The sequence below is a fragment of the Diaminobutyricibacter sp. McL0608 genome (genome assembly GCF_039613825.1).
GTDB lineage: Bacteria > Actinomycetota > Actinomycetes > Actinomycetales > Microbacteriaceae > Diaminobutyricibacter.
In genome coordinates this window covers 3607082-3626228 of record NZ_CP154826.1, presented here as the reverse complement: position 1 = coordinate 3626228, position 19147 = coordinate 3607082, and the positions used below count along the sequence as shown (strand labels likewise).

Annotated in this window: 16 protein-coding genes; 13 read left to right on the top strand and 3 right to left on the bottom strand. The window is 63.4% G+C overall.

The annotated features are described in order from the left end of the window. Position 1 precedes the first annotated feature (1 nt). The 11 genes from AAYO93_RS17205 to AAYO93_RS17155 all read left to right on the top strand — a co-directional run bounded on the left by AAYO93_RS17205 (position 2) and on the right by AAYO93_RS17155 (position 15006). Positions 2-2005 (top strand): glycoside hydrolase family 43 protein, encoded by a 2004-nt coding sequence (locus AAYO93_RS17205; protein WP_345762396.1) that lies wholly within the window; start codon positions 2-4, stop codon positions 2003-2005. A gap of 12 nt (positions 2006-2017) precedes the next feature. Further along, positions 2018-4405, top strand: coding sequence for a family 16 glycoside hydrolase (locus AAYO93_RS17200; protein ID WP_345762395.1), 2388 nt, complete (start codon positions 2018-2020; stop codon positions 4403-4405). Between the two features lie 205 nt (positions 4406-4610). Beyond that, on the top strand, positions 4611-5012 hold the full coding sequence (locus AAYO93_RS17195; protein ID WP_345762394.1) for a hypothetical protein: 402 nt from the start codon (positions 4611-4613) through the stop codon (positions 5010-5012). 304 nt (positions 5013-5316) lie between these two features. Next, complete coding sequence (locus AAYO93_RS17190; protein ID WP_345762393.1) at positions 5317-5478, top strand: hypothetical protein; 162 nt, start codon at positions 5317-5319, stop codon at positions 5476-5478. Between the two features lie 212 nt (positions 5479-5690). Next, positions 5691-6722, top strand: a complete 1032-nt coding sequence (locus AAYO93_RS17185; RefSeq protein ID WP_345762392.1) for a LacI family DNA-binding transcriptional regulator — start codon at positions 5691-5693, stop codon at positions 6720-6722. Between the two features lie 278 nt (positions 6723-7000). Beyond that, positions 7001-8104: an extracellular solute-binding protein gene (locus AAYO93_RS17180; RefSeq protein ID WP_345762391.1), complete on the top strand. Its 1104-nt coding sequence runs from the start codon at positions 7001-7003 to the stop codon at positions 8102-8104. A 173-nt stretch (positions 8105-8277) separates the two neighbouring features. Then, entirely contained in the window at positions 8278-9123 is an 846-nt protein-coding gene (locus tag AAYO93_RS17175; RefSeq protein WP_345762390.1) for a carbohydrate ABC transporter permease, read from the top strand. Continuing rightward, complete coding sequence (locus tag AAYO93_RS17170) at positions 9123-10007, top strand: carbohydrate ABC transporter permease (RefSeq protein WP_345762389.1); 885 nt, start codon at positions 9123-9125, stop codon at positions 10005-10007. Before AAYO93_RS17175 ends, AAYO93_RS17170 begins: the two co-directional genes overlap by 1 nt. Further along, positions 10004-11293 carry a family 1 glycosylhydrolase gene (locus AAYO93_RS17165; protein WP_434056652.1) on the top strand — a complete coding sequence of 430 codons (1290 nt, stop codon included), beginning with the start codon at positions 10004-10006 and terminating at the stop codon, positions 11291-11293. Before AAYO93_RS17170 ends, AAYO93_RS17165 begins: the two co-directional genes overlap by 4 nt. A gap of 12 nt (positions 11294-11305) precedes the next feature. After that, a complete protein-coding gene (locus AAYO93_RS17160; RefSeq protein ID WP_345762387.1) occupies positions 11306-12829 on the top strand; it encodes an alpha-N-arabinofuranosidase in 1524 nt (507 codons plus the stop codon). After that, positions 12826-15006, top strand: coding sequence for an RICIN domain-containing protein (locus AAYO93_RS17155; protein WP_345762386.1), 2181 nt, complete (start codon positions 12826-12828; stop codon positions 15004-15006). Before AAYO93_RS17160 ends, AAYO93_RS17155 begins: the two co-directional genes overlap by 4 nt. A gap of 163 nt (positions 15007-15169) precedes the next feature. Here AAYO93_RS17155 and AAYO93_RS17150 read toward each other — a convergent pair whose 3' ends face one another. From AAYO93_RS17150 to AAYO93_RS17140, 3 genes are all read right to left on the bottom strand, one after another. After that, entirely contained in the window at positions 15170-15349 is a 180-nt protein-coding gene (locus AAYO93_RS17150; RefSeq protein ID WP_345762385.1) for a hypothetical protein, read from the bottom strand. Next, a complete protein-coding gene (locus tag AAYO93_RS17145; protein WP_345762384.1) occupies positions 15346-15900 on the bottom strand; it encodes an RNA polymerase sigma factor in 555 nt (184 codons plus the stop codon). The genes AAYO93_RS17150 and AAYO93_RS17145 overlap by 4 nt, the downstream gene beginning before the upstream one ends. A gap of 458 nt (positions 15901-16358) precedes the next feature. After that, complete coding sequence (locus AAYO93_RS17140) at positions 16359-16724, bottom strand: hypothetical protein (RefSeq protein WP_345762383.1); 366 nt, start codon at positions 16722-16724, stop codon at positions 16359-16361. A 280-nt stretch (positions 16725-17004) separates the two neighbouring features. Here AAYO93_RS17140 and AAYO93_RS17135 point away from each other — a divergent pair, with 280 nt between their 5' ends. Together AAYO93_RS17135 and AAYO93_RS17130 are read left to right on the top strand one after the other, a co-directional pair. Further along, entirely contained in the window at positions 17005-17418 is a 414-nt protein-coding gene (locus AAYO93_RS17135) for a hypothetical protein (protein WP_345762381.1), read from the top strand. A gap of 505 nt (positions 17419-17923) precedes the next feature. Then, positions 17924-19141 carry a sensor histidine kinase gene (locus AAYO93_RS17130; RefSeq protein ID WP_345762380.1) on the top strand — a complete coding sequence of 406 codons (1218 nt, stop codon included), beginning with the start codon at positions 17924-17926 and terminating at the stop codon, positions 19139-19141. Positions 19142-19147: the final 6 nt, after the last annotated feature.

The following is a 19147-nucleotide window of genomic DNA, read 5'->3' as shown; positions in this document are numbered from 1 at the left end:
CGTGGCGACTTACCAGAATCCCGTCGCGCGAGCGGGCGACTTCGCCGATCCGTTCGTACTCCGCCACGACGGCAGGTACTACCTGTACTGCACGAATCCCGACGTTCGCTGCTGGAGTTCGAACGATCTTGTGACCTGGCAGCTCGAGGGGCCGACGATCGGCGAAGACGTCTTTCCCGGTCTCGTGCCGTTCGCCCCCGAAGTCGTATACGCAGGCGGGTTCTTCTTCATGTACACGTCGCCCTCGGGTCAGGGCCATTTCGTGCTGCGTTCCGAGTCGCCGACCGGTCCGTTCGTCCCCGTCTCGGGGAACGTCGGGCACGCGATCGATGGCAACGTGCTCATCGACGACGACGGTCGCTGGTACTTCTACTGGGCCGGCGACGAGGGCATCTGGGGATGCGAGATGGCGTCGCCGACGGATTTCGGAGAACCTGTATTCACCGGCATTCACATGAACGGATGGACGGAGGGCCCATTCGTCAGTAAGCGCGATGGCGTGTACTCCATGACCCTCACCGGAAACCACTACCTGAGTCGCGGGTACCGTATTGATGCCGCCTGGAGTGACCATCCGCTGACAGGGTACCGGGCCGATCCGCTCAACCCGATCCTGATCAGCACAAGCGGGCCCCGCGTGGGACTCGGTCACAGCAGCAGCGTCTCCGGACCGGACCTGGTCTCGACCTACATCGCCTACCACAATCTGAACCCCGACGCCTCGCGCGATCTCGACATCGATCGACAGGTCTGGAGCGGGTCCAGCCTGCAGGTGCTGGGGCCGACGATGACAGCCAGAGTGCCTTCGATGCCCGACGAATGGTGCGACTGGGGCGCTTCGGTGGCCGACCGCTGGGTTGTTTCGGACGGGCACCTGGAAGCCCGCGATTTCGCGGGAATGCTCCTCGGGGAAGGTGCGGTCGCCCAGTGGAATGTGGAACTCGGCGAGACTTTCACGGCGGAGCTGAACCTGACTGGCGTTGGCCACGGGCTCGTACTCGATGATCATTTCGTGCAACTGCCCGAGGGTGTGGCTGAAGCGGCGCTGCATTGCTGGAAAATCATTCAGGATGACAGGTTGCGCATCTGGGTCGACGAGCGGGCCGTTTCGGTAGCGCGGGACGTGGGCGTGAAGCGCCTCGGCATCGCCACGGGCGCAGCGCCGGTTCGTCTCGGCCACATCGCACTGACACGGACGACCGCAGCCGTCGCAGAACGTGTCGCTCCCAAGCCGGCACCCGGTCGCTTCTGGGCATCCCTGGGCACCGGCGGCGAACTCGTCCGCGCAGCTGGTCAGCCCTACGACGAAGTGCGCCTGCGTCCTGGTGAGGAGATCAGCTACAAGTTGCAGGTTCAAAGCGACGGTCCGCAGCGCGTTTATCTCGCCGGCGATTTCGAATCCGGAGACCTGGCCGTCGACCTCCGTCTCGATGACGGGGAACTCGTCATACGTGGGATGAAGGGCACTCCCACCCTCGCGCTGGTCACAGTGATGTCCGCGCCCGACGGCACCTCGGCATCCGTCGAAGGCGAAGAGATCGAGGGTTACGGCAAGCGCCTCCTCGGCGACGCCACCTGGGACGACCTCACGATCGATGCGACCGTCTCGGTCGCGTTCGGCGGCGACGTATCGCATGCCGATCTTCTCCTGCGGGCGACACAGCTCTCCGAAGGAGGAGAAGGAGACGATACCCGGCTCGGTATCAACTTCCTACTCGGATACTCGGTTCAGTTGCACCGGGATCACGTCGTACTCGCCCGGCACGCCTACGACGAACGGGTGCTCGCGACGCACCCGTTCGATGTTGATCCATCGATATCCCATCAGGTCCGCCTCCGCGTACACGGAGGCACCATCTCGGTCGAACTCGACGGCCTGAGCCTCTTCGACGTGCACGATCCCCTGCCTTATCCGGCAGGTTCGGTCGGCATCCGCACGTCGAACGCCCGCCTGCATGTCGAGCGACTCGAGCTTGCTGCAGGGGGACGAATGCCGGATAACTAAGGAGTCAACACAATGAGAACTTCCACCCATCCGCTCCGTCGAACCCTGCTCCCAGGAGCAGCGCTGATCGCGATACTGCTCATGTTGCAGGTCGTGTTCACCGCATCCCCTGCATCCGCATCGCCCGGTACCGTTGTGGCTGCGCCGAGCTCAGGAACAGGCGTAGAGAACAACGACTACCCACGCATCATCAGGTTGGCAGCGAGCGCCGATACCAGCAGACTCGGCGACTTGCTCGTGATGTACAGCGTCAACGACACCGGCGTTCGAACGCATTCGGTGATCAAACGCAGCACCGACAATGGCGCGACATGGACCGCCATAAGCACCTTGTACTCGCCGACGGCTGGCTGGGGAATCTATTTCGGCTCGATGTACGAGCTGCCCGTAGCCAGCGGTGGCCTCGCAGCCGGCACAATCATCGCAGCCGGCAACGCCTGGGACAACGTCAACTGGGGATACCAGGAGGTGCAAACCTTCGTGAGTACCGACTACGGAGTGACCTGGACCCAGCGCGGCAACTGCGCGACGAAGTCTGGCAGCCCGAGCGGGGTCTCCACGGGGCTGTGGGAGCCGGAGATCATTCTCAACGCCGACGGTAAGCTGGCGTGCCATTTCTCGGATGAGCGCCTGCGCGCTTCGGGCTACTACCAAAAGCTGGTTATGGTGACTTCCTCGGACGGCGGCGGAACATGGGGCAGCCAGGTGGATACCGTCGCGATCGGGGACAGCAACTCGCGCCCTGGCATGCCGGTGGTTCGCAAGCTCGGCAACGGAACCTACGCCATGGCGTACGAGCTGTGCCATGACGCCATCGGCAACGCCGATCAGACGTGCCGGGTGTATCTCAAAACGTCGACCGACGGCGCATCCTGGGGTACGGCGTCGAGTTTAGGCACGCTCATCCAGACCGCCGACGGACGCCAGCTTCTACACACTCCTGGACTCACCTGGACACCCGGAGGCGGCGCCAACGGCACACTGATCGCCACTGGCCAGCGAGTCGTGACCGGCTCGGACGGCGCGACCACCGTCGTGAAGCCGGAGACGGGCCGGGTCGTCTTCACGAACACGAACAATGGTGCCGGCAACTGGCAAATCGTTTCGGCTCCGGTCACCATCGACCCGACCGGCGACTACAACAACGGGGCGGGTAAGCAGTGCGCAAACTACAGCCCGAGCCTGGTTCCCACTGCGTCGGGCACGGCCGTGATGATGGTCACGCCACGCTACGTCAGCGGGTCGACCACGCGCTGCGACGTGCGGTTCGGCGTCGGCCCCATCGGGGCGCTGCCACTGTATGCGCCGTTCGACTCCGGCAACGACATGGGCTGGGCGACATATGGCGGTTCGTGGTCGGTGAGCGGCGGCGTGTACTCACAGGTTGGCACATCATCCGGCCCGAAGTCCCTCGTCGGGTCGACCGGCTGGACGGATGTCACCATTACCACCGACCTGCGGTTAGACAGCTCCGGGCAGGCCGGTGTGCTGCTTCGCACAACCAACCCGGACATCGGTGCGGACAGTCACGCCGGCTATTATGTCGGCATCGAGTCGCTCGGCAACCTGTTCATCGGGCGGCAGAACTACAGCTGGACCGGGCTAACGTCATCCGCCGTCTCGGGCGGGGTCTCGACGGGAGTCTGGTACCACCTGCAGGCGACGATTGTCGGTTGCACGATCACGGCAGTCCTGAAACGGGACGACTCGACGGCGACGACCACGGCCTCGACGACGGACGCCGGGTGTCTGGCTGCTGGGCAGGTCGGGGTCCGGAGCCATCTAACCTCAGCGTCGTTCCGGAACTTCCAGGTAACGCCTGCCGCGGCATCTACCGCCTCGACCTACAGCGACAGCTGGGCGTCGGGGGCATCGACAGGCTGGACCACATACGGCGGCACATGGTCGACCGTCGGTGCGACCGGAACGGAGAGCCAGACCGGTACCGGCACAAATGGGCCTAAGCAGACATCGCCTGTTTCAGGGGACAATTACACAGTGTCTTCGGACGTCAAGATCACCAGCCTCACCGCACCAAGCGGAAACGGGGGTGTGATGGCGCGGGTGAGTTCGCCGGGTACCGGTCCCGACCTCTACAACGGATACTTCGTCGGAGTGGACGGCACGACCTCGCAATTGTCCCTCGGCCGGGCGAACACAACCAGCTGGACGCCGTTAGCGAACACGACCGTTCCGGGGGGTGTTGCGCTCAACGCCTGGTACCACGTGACCCTCCGTGCGACCGGCTGCACAATCTCGGCGACCGGGCAATCGGCGGCTTCATGGGACCAAGCGATAGTCTCCGTGACCGACGTTGGATGCCCAACGACCGGTGCTGCGGGCATCCGCGGGATGATTGCAGCCACGGACTTCAAGGAGTTTGCCGTCACGAAAGGCTGACAGACGCGGGGCGCGCCGGTCGTTCGAGTCGGCCGCCGCGCCCCGTCCCTCAATTCAGTCGCGCGCCCCGCCAAATGCCTGTGGATGGTCGACGTCATGCACGCATCGGCGGAGTCGGGAAAGACGATGGCGTCAAGCGGGAGTCATCCATCTGATCGGGGGGACCATTTCTGCAAGTTTCGGTAGTTGGGTGCAACCTTAAGGCGTGAAGATTGAGCCACCACCACCAAGGCCGTATGGCGTCTCAGGCGCAGCCGCGGTCGAGCTATGTCGTGAGTGGATGGTCTATCTCGGCACGGTCGAAACCCTGATCGCGCGGGAAGATGCGCGCCACCTCTGCGATCTCTATAGCAACCAATATCTAGCCTGGATTTACGACGGGCGCGCCAACCTCGATATCGACACGGTTGAGCGGGCCGCGAATGTCGCTGCTAACGATGGCCGACTCCCGCTGATCTTTGTGCCCGGAGGTGTGCGCCCGAGTGCCCGGGAATGTGCTGACTCACTCGGCGTCGCACTCCTTCGTTATCGTGCGTACGATGGCGCTCTGGATGGAGCCAACGCTCTTGGTCGACGTCTGCGCGCGAACGGTCCGGCGATCAACTGACCTGACGCCTGGTCAGAGGGACGCGGATTGCACAACGCTCTCGCGGGTCGTGCGATCTCTCATATCGACGCCGGCTCGGGCGGCACGGTTGAGCTCGGTGCGCGCGGCCGCGCGCGACGCGTGGAGCGTCTCTTCGATGGTTCGCCGCTGCATCATCTCGATGAGTTGGGACTTCGCGGACGTCTCGGTTGGGGCCACGAGGATGACGGAGTTGTTCTGTTTACCGCGTGTAAGTCCGACATAAAGTCCAGCCGCGTCCATGGTGAGTCCTAGCCGAGCCGATACCCAGGCACGCTCGGCTGCGATGATCCCCTACCTGATCTTGATCGGCGCATCGGTTGCAGTTCCCAACCCGACCGAGAAGGAAATGACCGACGTGTTCGCGTTACTGGCCGCCCTCATACCCGGTGTACCCTGCACAGCGACGCTCGAAGACGGTCCCGCCGACACCGGCAACGTTGAATGACTTCGGCGTCGTCGGCGTGCATACCGCGTACAGCGATCGCGCCCATGTTTGCTTATGGGGCTGCGGGTCCTCGTCGTTGTCCGGGCCATCGACGACGTTGCCTAGCCTGCCCCGGTAGGCAAGGCAAGTACTCGACACCGCAGTCGCAGCGCATCGTGTGCGAAACTAGCAACGTTGTAAACGAAACTCGACGTCCAAGGAGGGGGTCGCCCATGGTCGCGACGCTGAAAGATGTGGCGGGTGCTGCCGGCGTCTCGGTGAAGACCGTCTCCAACGTGGTGAACGGCTACGAGTTCGTAAAGGAGTCAACCCGAGCAAGGGTTCTGGCGGCCATCGACGAGTTGGGGTACCAACCAAATCTCGCGGCACGGAACCTGCGGACGGGCCGCACGGGGGTCATCGGCCTCGCTGTTCCCTCGCTCAGTTTCAGCTACTTCGCGGAGCTGGCCGACGCGGTTCTGGAGGCCGCTCGCAAAGTCGGCTTCGTAACGCTGATCGAGCAGACGGGCGGCAACCGAGCCGCTGAACTTGAACTGTTGCGAGGTCCCAGGCTTTCGATGCTGGACGGGCTGCTGTTCTCTCCGCTTGGAATGTCCGACGACGACGCCGCTCATCTGAACGTTGAATATCCGCTCGTTCTCTTGGGAGAGCGGATATTCAACGGACCAACCGACCATGTACTCATGCAGAATGTCAACGGTGGGTACGCAGCAACGGAGCATCTCATCCGCGCAGGTCGTCGGCGTATCGCAGTGCTGGGCGCCCACGCGGCCGAATCGGTCGGGTCCGCGGCGCTCCGCTTGGAGGGCTATCGCCGCGCACTCAAGGACTACGGCCTTGGCCTGGGGGATGAGCTCGTTATTTTTCGGGAAGGCTGGCACCGAAGCGATGGCGCTGCTGCAACCCGAGAACTCATCGAGTCGGGACGTTCGTTCGACGCGGTCTTCGCGCTGAACGATGAACTGGCTTTGGGTGCCTTGCGTGTCCTGAATCAGGCTAACATCCGGGTCCCCGAGCAGGTAGCAGTCATCGGCTTCGACAATCTGATCGAGAGCCAGTTCGCGATGCCCAGCCTCAGCACGATCGATCCGGGCCGCTCCGCCATTGCGGAGAAGGCTGTTGCCGCATTGATCGAGCGGATCGGCGATCGCGACGGAGCAGTCGGGCCGCCTCGGCAGATTGAGGTGCCCTTCTCGTTGATGGAGCGGGAGTCGACCCTGGTTAAGGTTTCAGTCACGCACTGATAACGGCCGTTGACAATCTGCAAACGTTGTTCTTATACTCTGATACAACGTTGGAAATACAACGTTGTAGAACCCGTAGATTGGCGCCGTCGCCGGTCACCCTAGAGAGGCATTCAATGAAGAAACTCGTCGCGGCCGTCGCGGTCGCAGCCGGAGCCGCGCTCGCTCTCGCGGGCTGCTCAGGCTCCGCAGGAGGCACGTCCTCTTCGTCCGCTCACGTCGATCTGACGTTCTGGCACGGCTACACTGAGGCCGACGGTAAGGTCCTGGACACGATCGTGGACGACTTCAACAAGTCGCAGAAGCAGATCACGATCAAGACCACGACGAAGACCTGGGCCGTCATCGGTGACACCCTGCTGCCTGCTCTTTCCGCGAAAAAGGGTCCGGACATCGTCGCCCTTCCGGCCGAAAACCTGCCTGTTTACGCGTCGAAGGGTGCCTTTGCAAAACTGGATGACTTCTACGCCCAGGCCAGCACGAGGAACGCCAACTTGAGCCCGCGTGCGGTCGAGATGGAGAAGGTCAACGGCGCCTACTATGGCGTACCCACCGGCTTCGTTCCGCTCTCGGTGATCTACAACAAGGGGCTGTTTACGAAAGCCGGCATCAGCACCTTTCCGACCACCTGGGACGAGTGGGTGGCAGATGCCAAAAAGCTGACCGTCGACCAGAACGGCGATGGTAAGCCTGAGCAGTATGGTCTCGCACTCCCCGATCACGCCACCGTTGGTAACGGTGTGTGGGCGAGCTTGTTCTACGGCAATGGCGGCGACCTCGTTAAGAACAACAAGTCGGCCGTCGATTCGGCCGCGAACGTCCAGACGCTGAAGTTCTGGGCGGACGCGGTGACGAAGAACCACATCTCACCGACTGGTCTCGACGGCGTTGGATCCGACAAGTTGTTCAGTTCCGGAAAGGCCGCGATGGAAATCGGTGGCCCGTGGATGGCCGGAGTGGCCTCCGACGCGAAGATCGACTGGGGAATCGCTGGCATCCCCGCCGGCCCTCAGGAGCAGGCTGCATCGGCAATCGGTATCAGCGCGGCGGTTACCGCCCAGGCCGACCCGACCAAGCAAGCTGCTGCCAAGAAGTTCTTCGACTACTTCTTCACCAAGGCGGTGGCTACCAAGTGGTCACTCGGCTCCGGATGGCCGCCGCTGCGCACCGACATCCCCGCTTCGGACGTTTCGTCGAACCCAGTCGTCGCAGCCCTGACCGCAATCTCAGGAACGGCACGTCCGCTGCTGCCCGGCGTCGCGAACAGCGTCGACGTGCTGTCTGCGGTCGACGAGGCGACACAGAAGGCCCTGGCGGGAGGCGACCCCTCAGCACTGCTGACAGCAGCCTCCGCCAAAGTCCAGCTAGCGCTGAGCAAGTAACAAGCACCAACAATCCGGTGGCCGCCGCGCTTCGAGGCCCGGCGGCCACCGCTCTGGAGAAATAACCCATGACAACGACTGTCAGAACACCCAACCGGAGGTATCGACCTCCGGCACCCTTGGGAGGCCGAGGTCCGATCCGGACGCGGCGTGGCTCGGCCAGGATCGCACTGGTGTTCCTGCTCCCGGCCCTGGTCATCCTGACCGCGTTCGTCGCCTGGCCGATGCTTTCCGCCCTACGGCTGTCGTTCACGAACAGCAGCGGATTCGGCGTCGAGCAATGGATCGGCCTCGACAACTATGTTCAAATCTTCACTGACCCAAGCATCCTCGGAACGCTCGGTACGACGGCGTTGTATGCCGTCCTCTTCACCCCGACTGCGCTGATCGGAGCGCTCGCGCTCGCGCTCCTGCTGAACAATCCGCTGCTCACTGCCCGTGGGATTTTTCGTACGGCCCTGTTCATCCCCTTCATCGTCTCGCTCGCCGTCGCAGCGTTCGCCTGGTCGTATTTGCTCGACCCGCAAGTGGGCTTGCTCAATTACTGGCTGCGATCACTCGGCATCCAGCTCGGCAACGTTCTGCAAGACCCGGTGCTCGCGTTGCCCACCGTCGTCCTGGTCGCCGTGTGGAAGAGCTTCGGTTTCTACATGGTGATCTTCATTGCCGGACTTCAGGAGATCCCCGCCAGCCTCTACGAGGCGGCACGACTCGACGGGGCCGGAGCGTGGAAGCGCTTCCTGCATGTGACGCTTCCGCAACTCAGCAACACCCTGGCCTTCGTGGTCGTTTTCGCAATGATCGCCGCGCTCCAAGCATTCGACCAGATCTATGTGATGACCGGTGGCGGCCCCTACCGGTCGACGCAGACCGTCGTCATGGAGATTTACGAGGAGGGCTTCAAGAAGCTCGATCTCGGGCTCGCCTCGGCGCTCTCCTACGTGCTGCTGCTGGCGACGCTCATTCTCAGCCTGATCCAATTCCGATTCTTCGGCCGACGTGAGAAGGACCTGGGCTGATGACCACTGCTACCTCCGCCGCCTCTTCCCACACCCGTACCTCCACACGGAGGCGCCCGAGTGCCGGGCCCACCGCGGGTCGCTGGCTTCTCTTCGCAGCCGTGGTGGTGCTCACCCTCATTGTTCTGCTTCCGGTGATTGTCATTGTGTTCACGGCTTTCAAACCGGCCGCCGAGATAAACGCGTATCCACCGACGCTGGCCCCGAGCGGCTGGACGATGGACAATTTCGTGCGGATCTTCAACGACCTGCCGTTCGCCCGGCTTTTCCTGAACAGTTTCATCTTCGCCGGCGGGGTCACGCTTTTCGCCCTGGTCTTCGACTCGCTCGCGGCGTATGCCCTCGCGCGGCTGGATTTCCGGGGCAACCGCGTGCTGCTGATCGTGATCGTCGCGAGTTTGATGATCCCGTTCCAGGCGACCCTGATCCCGATCTACCAACTTGTCGGAAACCTCGGCTGGGTCAACACGTTTGCCGGACTGATCATCCCGCGTGCGGCCGACGCATTCGGCATCTTCTTCCTCCGCCAGTTCTTCATCGCCCTCCCACGCGACCTTGACAATGCGGCGAGGATCGACGGCGCGAGCGAATTCCGCGTGTTCCGGAGCGTGGTGCTTCCCAACGCCCTTCCGGCACTGCTGACGCTGGCGATCTTCACCTTCGTGAACAACTGGAATGACCTGCTGTGGCCACTGGTGTTCACCACCAGTCCCGATATGGGCACGATCACCTCGGGACTGACCTTGCTGACCGGGCCGAGCGGGATCATCCCGTACGGCACGATGATGGCCGGCTCCCTCATCGCGGTGCTCCCGCTCGCGATCCTGTTCCTCATCATGCAACGACGCTTCATCGAGAGCGTCGCCACCACCGGATTGAAATGAGGACCGTGACCCCGCCAGCCCCCGCCCCTCGTTGGTTCGAAGATGGGCGGCTGCACTTCGCGCTCGGAATAGAGGACACCTTCGTTCCCCAGACCCGAACCGGCGAGCGCGCGATCGACGAGTACGAACTCACCGATCACTACGCGCAGTACGCGAGCGACTTCGCTCTCGGTGCGTCAACCGGAGCCGATCTCCTCCGCTGGGGCGTGCCGTGGTATCGGGTATCACCCGAGCGGGGACGCTGGGACTGGTCGTGGACGGACCGTGCACTCGAAGCCATGCGTGCATCCGGACTAACCCCGATCGTCGACCTGATGCACTACGGGACGCCCACCTGGCTCGAGGATGAGTTCGCGCATCCGGACTACCCCGAACACGTGGCGGAGTACGGAACGCGTTTCGCGGAACGCTATGGCGACTTCGCAACGGACTACACGCCGGTCAACGAGCCCGTCATCCATGCGTTGTTCGCCGGCGAATACGCGTACTGGCCACCGTATCTGTCAGGCGCGCGCGGCTTCGCGACCATCGCCGTGAATGTGGCCCGCGGGTTCGTGCGAACCCAGCAGGCGATCGCTGAGCTGGTACCGAACGCCACCTTCGTGCACGTCGACGCGGCGATGAAATTCGTCGGAGACACCCAGGCGCCAGAGCACCGGGATGAAGCTGTGCGACTCACCGAGCAGGTGTACCTGGTGGAAGACCTCGTGACCGGCCGGGTCATGGAGGAGCATCCGCTCACGGCCGTCCTGCGCCGGAGCGGTGTGGACGACAACACCCTCGCGTGGTTCCGCGAAAATCCGGTGCATCCGGATGTGATGGGCGTCAATTATTACCCGGGGCACTCGACGGAATTGTTTGAGGCGGGTGTCCACCACTCCGGTGGCTTCGCGGACCCGCGTCCGTCGGTCGATCGCGGCGTGGACGGGCTACGGGACGCACTCCAGACCTACTCCTTCCGGTACGGCGCTCCCGTGATGGTCACAGAGACCTGCGTGACCGGATCCGTCGAAGAGCGCATCGCGTGGCTCGACGAGTCCGTCGGCCTCGTTGAAACCATGCGCTCCGAAGGGACGCGCATCGTCGGGTACACCTGGTGGCCGCTGTTCGACATGTACGAATGGACCTGGCGCCACACCGAGAACGCTCGCCGTGACCATCTCCTGACGATGGGCCTCTACGACCTCATCGAAACCGACACCGCTCTCGTCCGCTCCAAGAACCCGGTCGCCGACCGTTATCGGCACCACGCCACGTCCGACCGCCGCTTCGCCGCCCGACCGTAACGGATCATATCCATGCATAACGCACACCTCACCATCAACCCGGCGGCCACGATCGGCGCCATCAACCCTCGGCTGTTCGGCTCGTTCGTCGAACACCTGGGACGCTCCGTGTACGACGGCATATACGAGCCGGGTCACCCTCTCGCAAACGCCGACGGCTTCCGCACCGACGTGATCGAGCTCGTCAAAGAGCTGGGGGTCACCGCGATCCGCTACCCCGGCGGCAACTTCGTCTCCGGCTACAAGTGGGAAGACAGCATCGGTCCACGCGAGCAGCGGCCGCGGCGACTCGACCTCGCCTGGCATTCTGCCGAGACGAACGAGATCGGCCTGCACGAATTCAAGCGCTGGCTCGAAGAGGTCGGCAGTGAGCTGATGCTCGCAGTGAACCTCGGTACCCGCGGAACTCCGGAAGCTCTCGACCTGCTCGAGTACGCCAACCTTGCGGAAGGCACCGAGCTCGCGCGGCGCCGCTCGGCCAACGGACGCACCGAGCCGTTCGACGTCCGCATCTGGTGTCTCGGCAACGAGATGGACGGACCCTGGCAGCTCGGACACCGCTCGGCCGACGACTACGGCAAGCTGGCGGCGCAGACCGCCAGGGCGATGAAGATGTTCGACCCGAGTCTTGAACTTGTCATCTGCGGGTCGTCCAGCTCATCGATGCCCACCTTCGCCGAATGGGAGAGGGTAGTGCTAACCCACGCCTACGACGCCGTCGACTACATCTCGTGCCACGCGTACTACGAGAACACGGGTGACCTCGGAAGCTTTCTCGCCTCGGGTGTCGACATGGAACACTTCATCCGCAGCGTCGTCGCGACCGCCGACCATGTCAGGGCCGTGCGCGGAAGCGACAAGACGATCGATATCTCGTTCGACGAGTGGAACATCTGGTACAACAGCCGTTACGAGAACGTGGACAAGATCACCGGTGTCGACAACTGGCCGATAGCCCCGCGGCTGCTGGAAGACGAGTACTCGGTAGCCGACGCCGTCGTCTTCGGTAGCCTGCTGATCACGCTGCTGAAGCACGCGGACCGGGTCACCAGCGCGTCACTCGCGCAACTCGTGAATGTGATCGCCCCGATTATGACCGAGCCGGGCGGTACATCGTGGCGTCAGACCACGTTCTACCCATTCGCCGCGACCGCCCACAATGCCAGAGGCGTCGCGCTCGACGTGACCCCGGTGAGCGGCACATACGAGACCGAGAAGTTCGGCGACGTCCCTCTCATCGACGCCGTGGCGAGCCTTGACGAAGGCACGGGCAAGATCGCACTCTTCGCGGTCAACCGGTCGACGGATGAGGGCGCGTCTCTCGAGATCGATCTGGCCGGCCGGCTCGACCTCGACGCGTTCATAGTCACTGCGCGAACGCTGAGCGACAACGATATCAACGCGTCGAACACCCTCGAGAACCCGGACCGCGTTGGGCTTGCCGAGAACACCACCATCGCCGCCGAAGGTGGTGTCCTGCGGATCGAACTACCCGCAGTCTCCTGGACCGAAATTCTGCTTACCCCTCAGGCGTGACGACGCGGACCGCGTCGCCACAGCGCCTGCGGTCCCGCGGCGCGAACAACGAGATCGGAGACACGATGATCGGATCGACATGGCAAGCCGCACGGCGCACCCGCCGCCGGATCCTTGCGGCGGCGGTGACCGCGGTGGCGGTGACGCTTTTCACCCAAGTGGCGTTCGCGCCGCCTGCCCGGGCGGTTACTACCGGCAACGGTGCACTTGTGTACGCGCCGGCGGCAGGCACGTCCTTCAACCCCGAGGGCGGCCGGCCGGCGGGAACCACCTACGCCAAGAATATCGTTCTGAAGAACAGCGGTTCAGCGAACGGCACCCAGCTCGTCACCTACGACCAACTGGTTCTTGTTAACGGCAAGCAGGTGTATCCGATCTATCGGAGCATCGACGATGGTGCATCGTGGACTCATCTAACCGATGTGGTGCCGAACAATGACTTCCCTACGCTCGCCAGAACGTCGCAACCGTTCCTCTACGAACTTCCGCAACAGGTGGCGAGTCTGCCCGCCGGCACGATCCTGCTCTCGGGCATGATCATGCCGACGGACCGGTCGAGCAGCCGGCTCGTGGTCTACAAGAGCGCCGACCATGGAGCCACATGGTCGTACCTGAGCACTATCGACACAGGCGGCCCCGCGACCTATGACCCGAGCCCGACCTCCACAACCACCACAGTGTGGGAGCCATCACTCATCGTCGATGGCAACGGCAAACTCGCCGCATACTTCTCCGATGAACGGCAGAAGGCGAGCGGTGTGCTGCAGGCGGTGTCATATCGCGAGTCCGATGACGGTGGTTTGACCTGGGGCGCAGAGGGCAACGTCTCCGCGCCGACGAATCAGAGTGATCGCCCCGGGATGATCACCGTCACCAAGCTCCCGGACGGCCGATACCTCGCGACCTTCGAGGTCGTCAACCGACCGAGCCAGACCAACAACACGGCTCCGGTGTATTTCAAGACCTCGCCGGATGGGGTCAACTGGTCGCCGACGACCAGTATCGGAACGCAGATCGCACTGGCGAACGGGCGCGGCATCGGATCGTCGCCCTACGTCAAGTGGGTGCCAACCGGTGGACCGAAAGGGATGGTGGTAGTTGCCTCCAAGTGGGGACTCGACGCCTCGGGCAGCATCAGCGGCGGCGAGGATTTCTACGTCAATTACAACCTCGGCGCCGGACCGTGGGAGCGCCTGCCAATGGCCGTCACCTATGACTCCACTGACAGCGCTGGAGGGACTTTCTCGGGATTCGCCCAAAGCTTCGACTACAGCGTCGATGGTCGCACGCTCTACCAGGCGACCAATGTTGAGAACCTCACCACCACCTACAACGACATCCGGGTCGGCTCCATCCCGCTGGACGCGCAGCAGTACGAGGCTGAGAAGGCGGCCCGCACCTCCGACACCTCGCTCGTGACGGATGTGAACGCCGCCAACGGGAGCAAGGTCGGAAACATCAACCTCTCCACGAGTGCCGTTACGTTCACGGTGCGGGTACCAAGCACGGGCACATACACGCTCAACGTGCGTTATGACAACGGAACCGGCGCGACGAGCTCGCACAACGTCTCCGTCAATGGGGGTACTGCGTCGGCGATCAGTTATCCCGCCACCGTCGACTGGGGCCGTTTCGGCTGGGCGCAGAAGACGGTGACTCTCAACGCCGGCTCAAACACCATCGTGTTTTCCAAGGGCACGTCGTATGCGGAGCTTGACCAGTTGCAGGTATACCAGCCGGGCGCCCAGCTCGACTCGCAGTTCCGCATTGTCAATCGGAACAGCGGAAAGCTTTTGGAAATCTCCTCAGCGCTCCTGACCGACGGAGCACCGGCCGGCCAGTGGGCTGACACAGCGAATCCCACCCAGATCTGGAATTTCCATCCGGTGACCGGGAGCACACTGCTGTTCAACGACAACAGCGGCAAATTGCTCGAGATACCCGGTGCGCAAACCGGGAACAACGTGCAGGCCGGTCAGTGGGGCCCGACAGGCAGCGCCACGCAGAACTGGAACCTTATGACGAGCGGCGGCAATTGGACTCTGACGAACGCGAACAGTGGGAAGGTGCTCGAAATCGCAGGGTCGTCCACAGCAAATGGAGCAGCGGCCCAGCAGAACCCGTCGACGGGCGCCGCCAACCAGCAGTGGCAGTTCGTACGCGAAGGGACCCAGTAGCGACCGGTCAGCGCCGCCGCACCTCGCGGGCACCAATGCTGTGTCGGCGAGCTGCCGGCGGACATCTGAGCTCGGAGCTTAGGTCCATGGCTAGTCGCTGAAAATTGCAGAAGCCAAGGTGACCGGGGTACGCGACACTGAATCCACGTGGAACGCGTGCCACCTACGCTTGCGCCACGATGATCGCTGCGGCGGTTGTCCCCAGCACGGCCACGAGCGCGATCGTGCCGACGGTGAAGAAATGGCGTCGCCTGTTGGTGCGGCTCTGGGAGGCGATTTCAGTCAGAACGACCGCGCGCATCCGAGCGACTTGGGTGTCATCCGGCCCCAGGGTGGTGTTCATGAGTTCCCCTTTGCGGTTTCGGTCAAACGGGTTCGTAGCGTGCCCCGCAGGCGCGCGAGCCGGTTTCGGACGGCACCGTGGGAGGACCCCATTGCGCGTGCAGCGTCGGCGTAGCTGAGGCCCTCCTCGATGCACAGCGTGTAGAGCACCTGGTCGTTCTCAGACAGCGCGGCAACCGCGTCCTCGACCGCAACCATGAGGTGGCGGCGCTCCAACTCCTCAACCGGACCCGGCCGGGCATCTGGATGCATGCTCAGGTCCGCGTCCCCCAGACGGTCGCGTTCCCGGGATGCCGCGCGCACTCGGTTAAGGCTGGTGTATCGGGTCGTGGTGAGCAGCCACGGCAGACCGGATTCATCTACGATCCTGATCTCGCGGACACGTTTCCAGGCGGTGATGAACACCTCCTGCGTTACGTCCTCCGCATCCGGGACCTGCCGCACAACGCTGAGGGCATACCGGTAGACGGTGCGCACGTGGCGGTCATAGAGCGCCGCGAACGCATCAACGTCACGGCCGGCCGCCCGGTCGATCAGGTCGGCGTCCGACACCTGATCGACCGGCGCCCCTAGCCCAAAGAGTTCAGGTCAACCGTCGCGACGGCGATCCGCGATGCCGCCGGCCTCGAGCGGGCGCAACACCAGTTGGGTCTCTCGACGTATGCGACGACGGAGCAGTCCTACCTTCCACGGGTGGTGCAGGTGCCCGACTCGACAGCGATACTCGAACGATTCAACGTGCGGGGAAGCACCGGTACTGGACTCGCGTCGCTCACCGTTTACTCACCGCTTTGAATGTGATTCAACGAGTTTCAGCCGTGATTGGGTTAGAAGCACAATAGTAGAAAAACCCTGATCATTGGGGTTTAGAGATCGAGTAAGATCCTGTGCAATCCCGGGTGGCAGAAGCTGAAGTTCTGCCATTGAACTACACCCGCATGGCCCGCAATCCCAGTAAATACGCGGAAGTTGGGCCGCTGCCCGGCGTACCCCTCGCAAGCCCGTTGCTGTCATTGGTGTTCCCCCGGTCTGGGCAGTTTGAGGGTCGTCGCCGAACCAATCGGCTCGGCGAGCACGAATGGACGGAGATCGGGTGGAACGAGGGACGACGCCTCGTTCGATGTTGAGCACGACGCCGCTGTTCGCAGAACCAGGTCGAGGGCCGGTTCGCCGGTCGGAGCGGACGAGCAGGTCAGGAGCGGGGGTGTGAATAGTTGCTCGTTGAGCTCACCCGTGATGTCGCGTTCGGCACCATCGTCACCCAGGCGCGGATCCGGGAGCGTCCTGAACCGATAACCGTGGATAAAGGCCGCGGCCGCGCCCGCGCTGAGGAGGACGGCACCGGTCAGGAACAGTATGAAGGTGGAAGGTTGCATCGGCAGCTCTCTGGCCGAACGGTGATCGTGGTGAAGTGTGGCGAACGGCTCACTTAATAGACGAGTGGGGCGGCGAGTTGTCACGCGGAAACCGCCCCTGTGCGACCCGCGGAGAAGAAGGGCCGCCGCCTCGAGCACGAAATCCTGTGCCTCCGTCAGTGATTTGCCGTTGTATCCGCACGTTACAAATGTCCCCGGAACCGGTCCTTAAGGTGTGAGGCACCGGAAAGCGAAGAGCTCGATGCCGCACGAGACGATCGCAGCGGCGAGGTGGGAGAAGATGTCAGAACCAATCGGACATGTGTCAGCTGAGCAGGCCCATAGAGCGTTGAACTCGCTCCGGCGGGTGATCATCGGTGAATACATCGCGAAGCTTCCCAAGCAGCTCTCGGTTCGCCAGACCGGCTACCTGTTGCAAGCATCGGACCACGAAATCCTCAAGCTCATCTTCCGCGGAGAAATTATCGCCCGAAGGAGCAAAGACGGGATCGTCATCGTTCCGGCGGACAACGCTGACCTGCTCATGACTACGCCATTGCTCAGGCTGCCGCTGCCGGAACCGGCTGACCTTTCGGACCCCGTCTGGGTTGAACTGGCCCTTACCCGCCGCGCCTGTAAAGAGCTGAATCGCCGGGCTGCACACCACCAGGTCACGCCCTCCGAGCTGGTCGAGGGCATGTTGGGTCGTGACTGAGTGACGCAGACGTCCGCAACTCAGTGGGCGTCAGGCCTCGCTGCGTGTGAAGTCGACCCACTCGGCAAAGGTGTGATCGTGCCCGATCACACAGTCGCACCGAGCCAGAATCACCTTCCCATCAGTGCCGACAAATCGTTCGGAATGCGACGAAACCCGCCTCGCGATCGGAACACTCGACTCGCTCGGTGAACTGGCTGTAGTCACTGGGATCCCTTCGTCACTCGATCGGACCAGCGGCGGCGCACCGCGGTCCTCTGCTGTTAGACCATCGTGGATGCCTGCACATAACGGACCCACCTCGAACCGGCTCTCTTCCCCGGCGCGCCCGACCGCAAGCCAATGCAACTTCATCGCGACGCGCGAACTGATCCCGTCGATCGATCGGGCACGGCGGCGCAGGCCAGCGGCCCTTGAGCCCCGTCTCATACCCTGTACCTGAGGCCAGCGGAGTCGGTTCTTTCGGCTGAGGCGTCGTGCCGGCGATGATCGTAATGTTGCTTGGATGAAGCGCACTTTCGATGCTCGCTCGTGGGCGCCCGACGTGACCGCAGGGGTCGTCGTGCTGATCCTCGGGCTCTGGGAGGCGCTCGGCAGTCTCGCCTCCGGGTACGGCAACGGGGTGTCGCTGCTGGTGGTGATCGGAACGGCGGCCGCGGTTGCGCTGGTGCGACGGGCGGGATGGTGGTCGCTGTCGATCCTGTGGGGCATGCTCATCGTGCAGGGCCTCACCACAACCGACCTCATGCTGGTCGAGCTTGCGATCGCGGGCGTCGTCTTCGGGCTCGCGCGCTGGGGTTCTCGAGCATTGCTGTGGGCCAGCGGACTGTCGATCCCTCTCGCAACTGTCCTGGGTGTCGCCTATTTCACCGCGCTCGCCCAAGGCTTTTGGACGACGCGGGTCGCGCGCAACCTTCTCATTCTGCTGGCTGACAACAACATTCCCTGGCAGCTCGTCGTGCTGCCCCTCATCGCCGGGTTGCTCACGGTGCCCTGGATAGTCGGGCTGGCCGCAAGGTATTGGTCGGCCGCCCGGATATCGCAACGTTCGCAAAAACAGGCGGAGACGGCGGTACGGGTCGCCGAGCGTGACCGAGCCCGTATGGCCGAAGTCGCGGTGCTGCGCGAAGAACAAGCCCGCCTCGCCCGCGATGTCCACGACGTCGTGGGCCACTCGCTCACCGTGATACTCGCGCAGGCAGAATCGGGCCAGTACATCGCCGACATGGCAGCCCTCAAGCGGGCGATGGCGAACATCGCGACCACCGCGCGTTCGTCGCTGCATGAGGTGCGCGCCGTGCTCTCACTCGAAGGAGCAGCGCACCAGAGCGATCTCGACGCACTCATCACCACCACCCTGACGAGCGGTCACGCCATAGAAACGAAGACCATTGGTACGCCGCGACCGTTGCCACCCGAACTGGGAGCGGTGGCGTTCCGTGTTCTCCAGGAGATGCTCACCAACGCGATCAAGCACGGCCGCCGGGGCGGCCCGATCACGGTTTCTCGGGAGTGGGGCGACCGGCTCGTCATCTCGGTGACCAATGAGCTCGCCGCCGATCAGCAGCTCATGACCGCGACAGGAGGCAGCGGCATCGAGGGGATGCGCCGGAGGCTCGAGTCGGTTGCCGGCGTCCTCGACGTCCCGCCCGACTTGGGCGACGGGGCCGATTTCACAATTGCGGCGTCGCTGCCCCTGCGCGCGAACCGCACCCATGGTTAGGCTCGC

Excerpts from the sequence above, each read along its gene's own strand:
- AAYO93_RS17200 (WP_345762395.1), top strand. The coding sequence starts at position 2,018 with ATGAGAACTTCCACCCATCCGCTCCGTCGAACCCTGCTCCCAGGAGCA.
- AAYO93_RS17190 (WP_345762393.1), top strand. The coding sequence starts at position 5,317 with ATGATCCCCTACCTGATCTTGATCGGCGCATCGGTTGCAGTTCCCAAC.
- AAYO93_RS17185 (WP_345762392.1), top strand. The coding sequence starts at position 5,691 with ATGGTCGCGACGCTGAAAGATGTGGCGGGTGCTGCCGGCGTCTCGGTG.
- AAYO93_RS17170 (WP_345762389.1), top strand. The coding sequence starts at position 9,123 with ATGACCACTGCTACCTCCGCCGCCTCTTCCCACACCCGTACCTCCACA.
- AAYO93_RS17165 (WP_434056652.1), top strand. The coding sequence starts at position 10,004 with ATGAGGACCGTGACCCCGCCAGCCCCCGCCCCTCGTTGGTTCGAAGAT.
- AAYO93_RS17160 (WP_345762387.1), top strand. The coding sequence starts at position 11,306 with ATGCATAACGCACACCTCACCATCAACCCGGCGGCCACGATCGGCGCC.
- AAYO93_RS17150 (WP_345762385.1), bottom strand. The coding sequence starts at position 15,349 with ATGAACACCACCCTGGGGCCGGATGACACCCAAGTCGCTCGGATGCGC.
- AAYO93_RS17140 (WP_345762383.1), bottom strand. The coding sequence starts at position 16,724 with ATGCAACCTTCCACCTTCATACTGTTCCTGACCGGTGCCGTCCTCCTC.
- AAYO93_RS17135 (WP_345762381.1), top strand. The coding sequence starts at position 17,005 with ATGTCAGAACCAATCGGACATGTGTCAGCTGAGCAGGCCCATAGAGCG.
- AAYO93_RS17130 (WP_345762380.1), top strand. The coding sequence starts at position 17,924 with ATGAAGCGCACTTTCGATGCTCGCTCGTGGGCGCCCGACGTGACCGCA.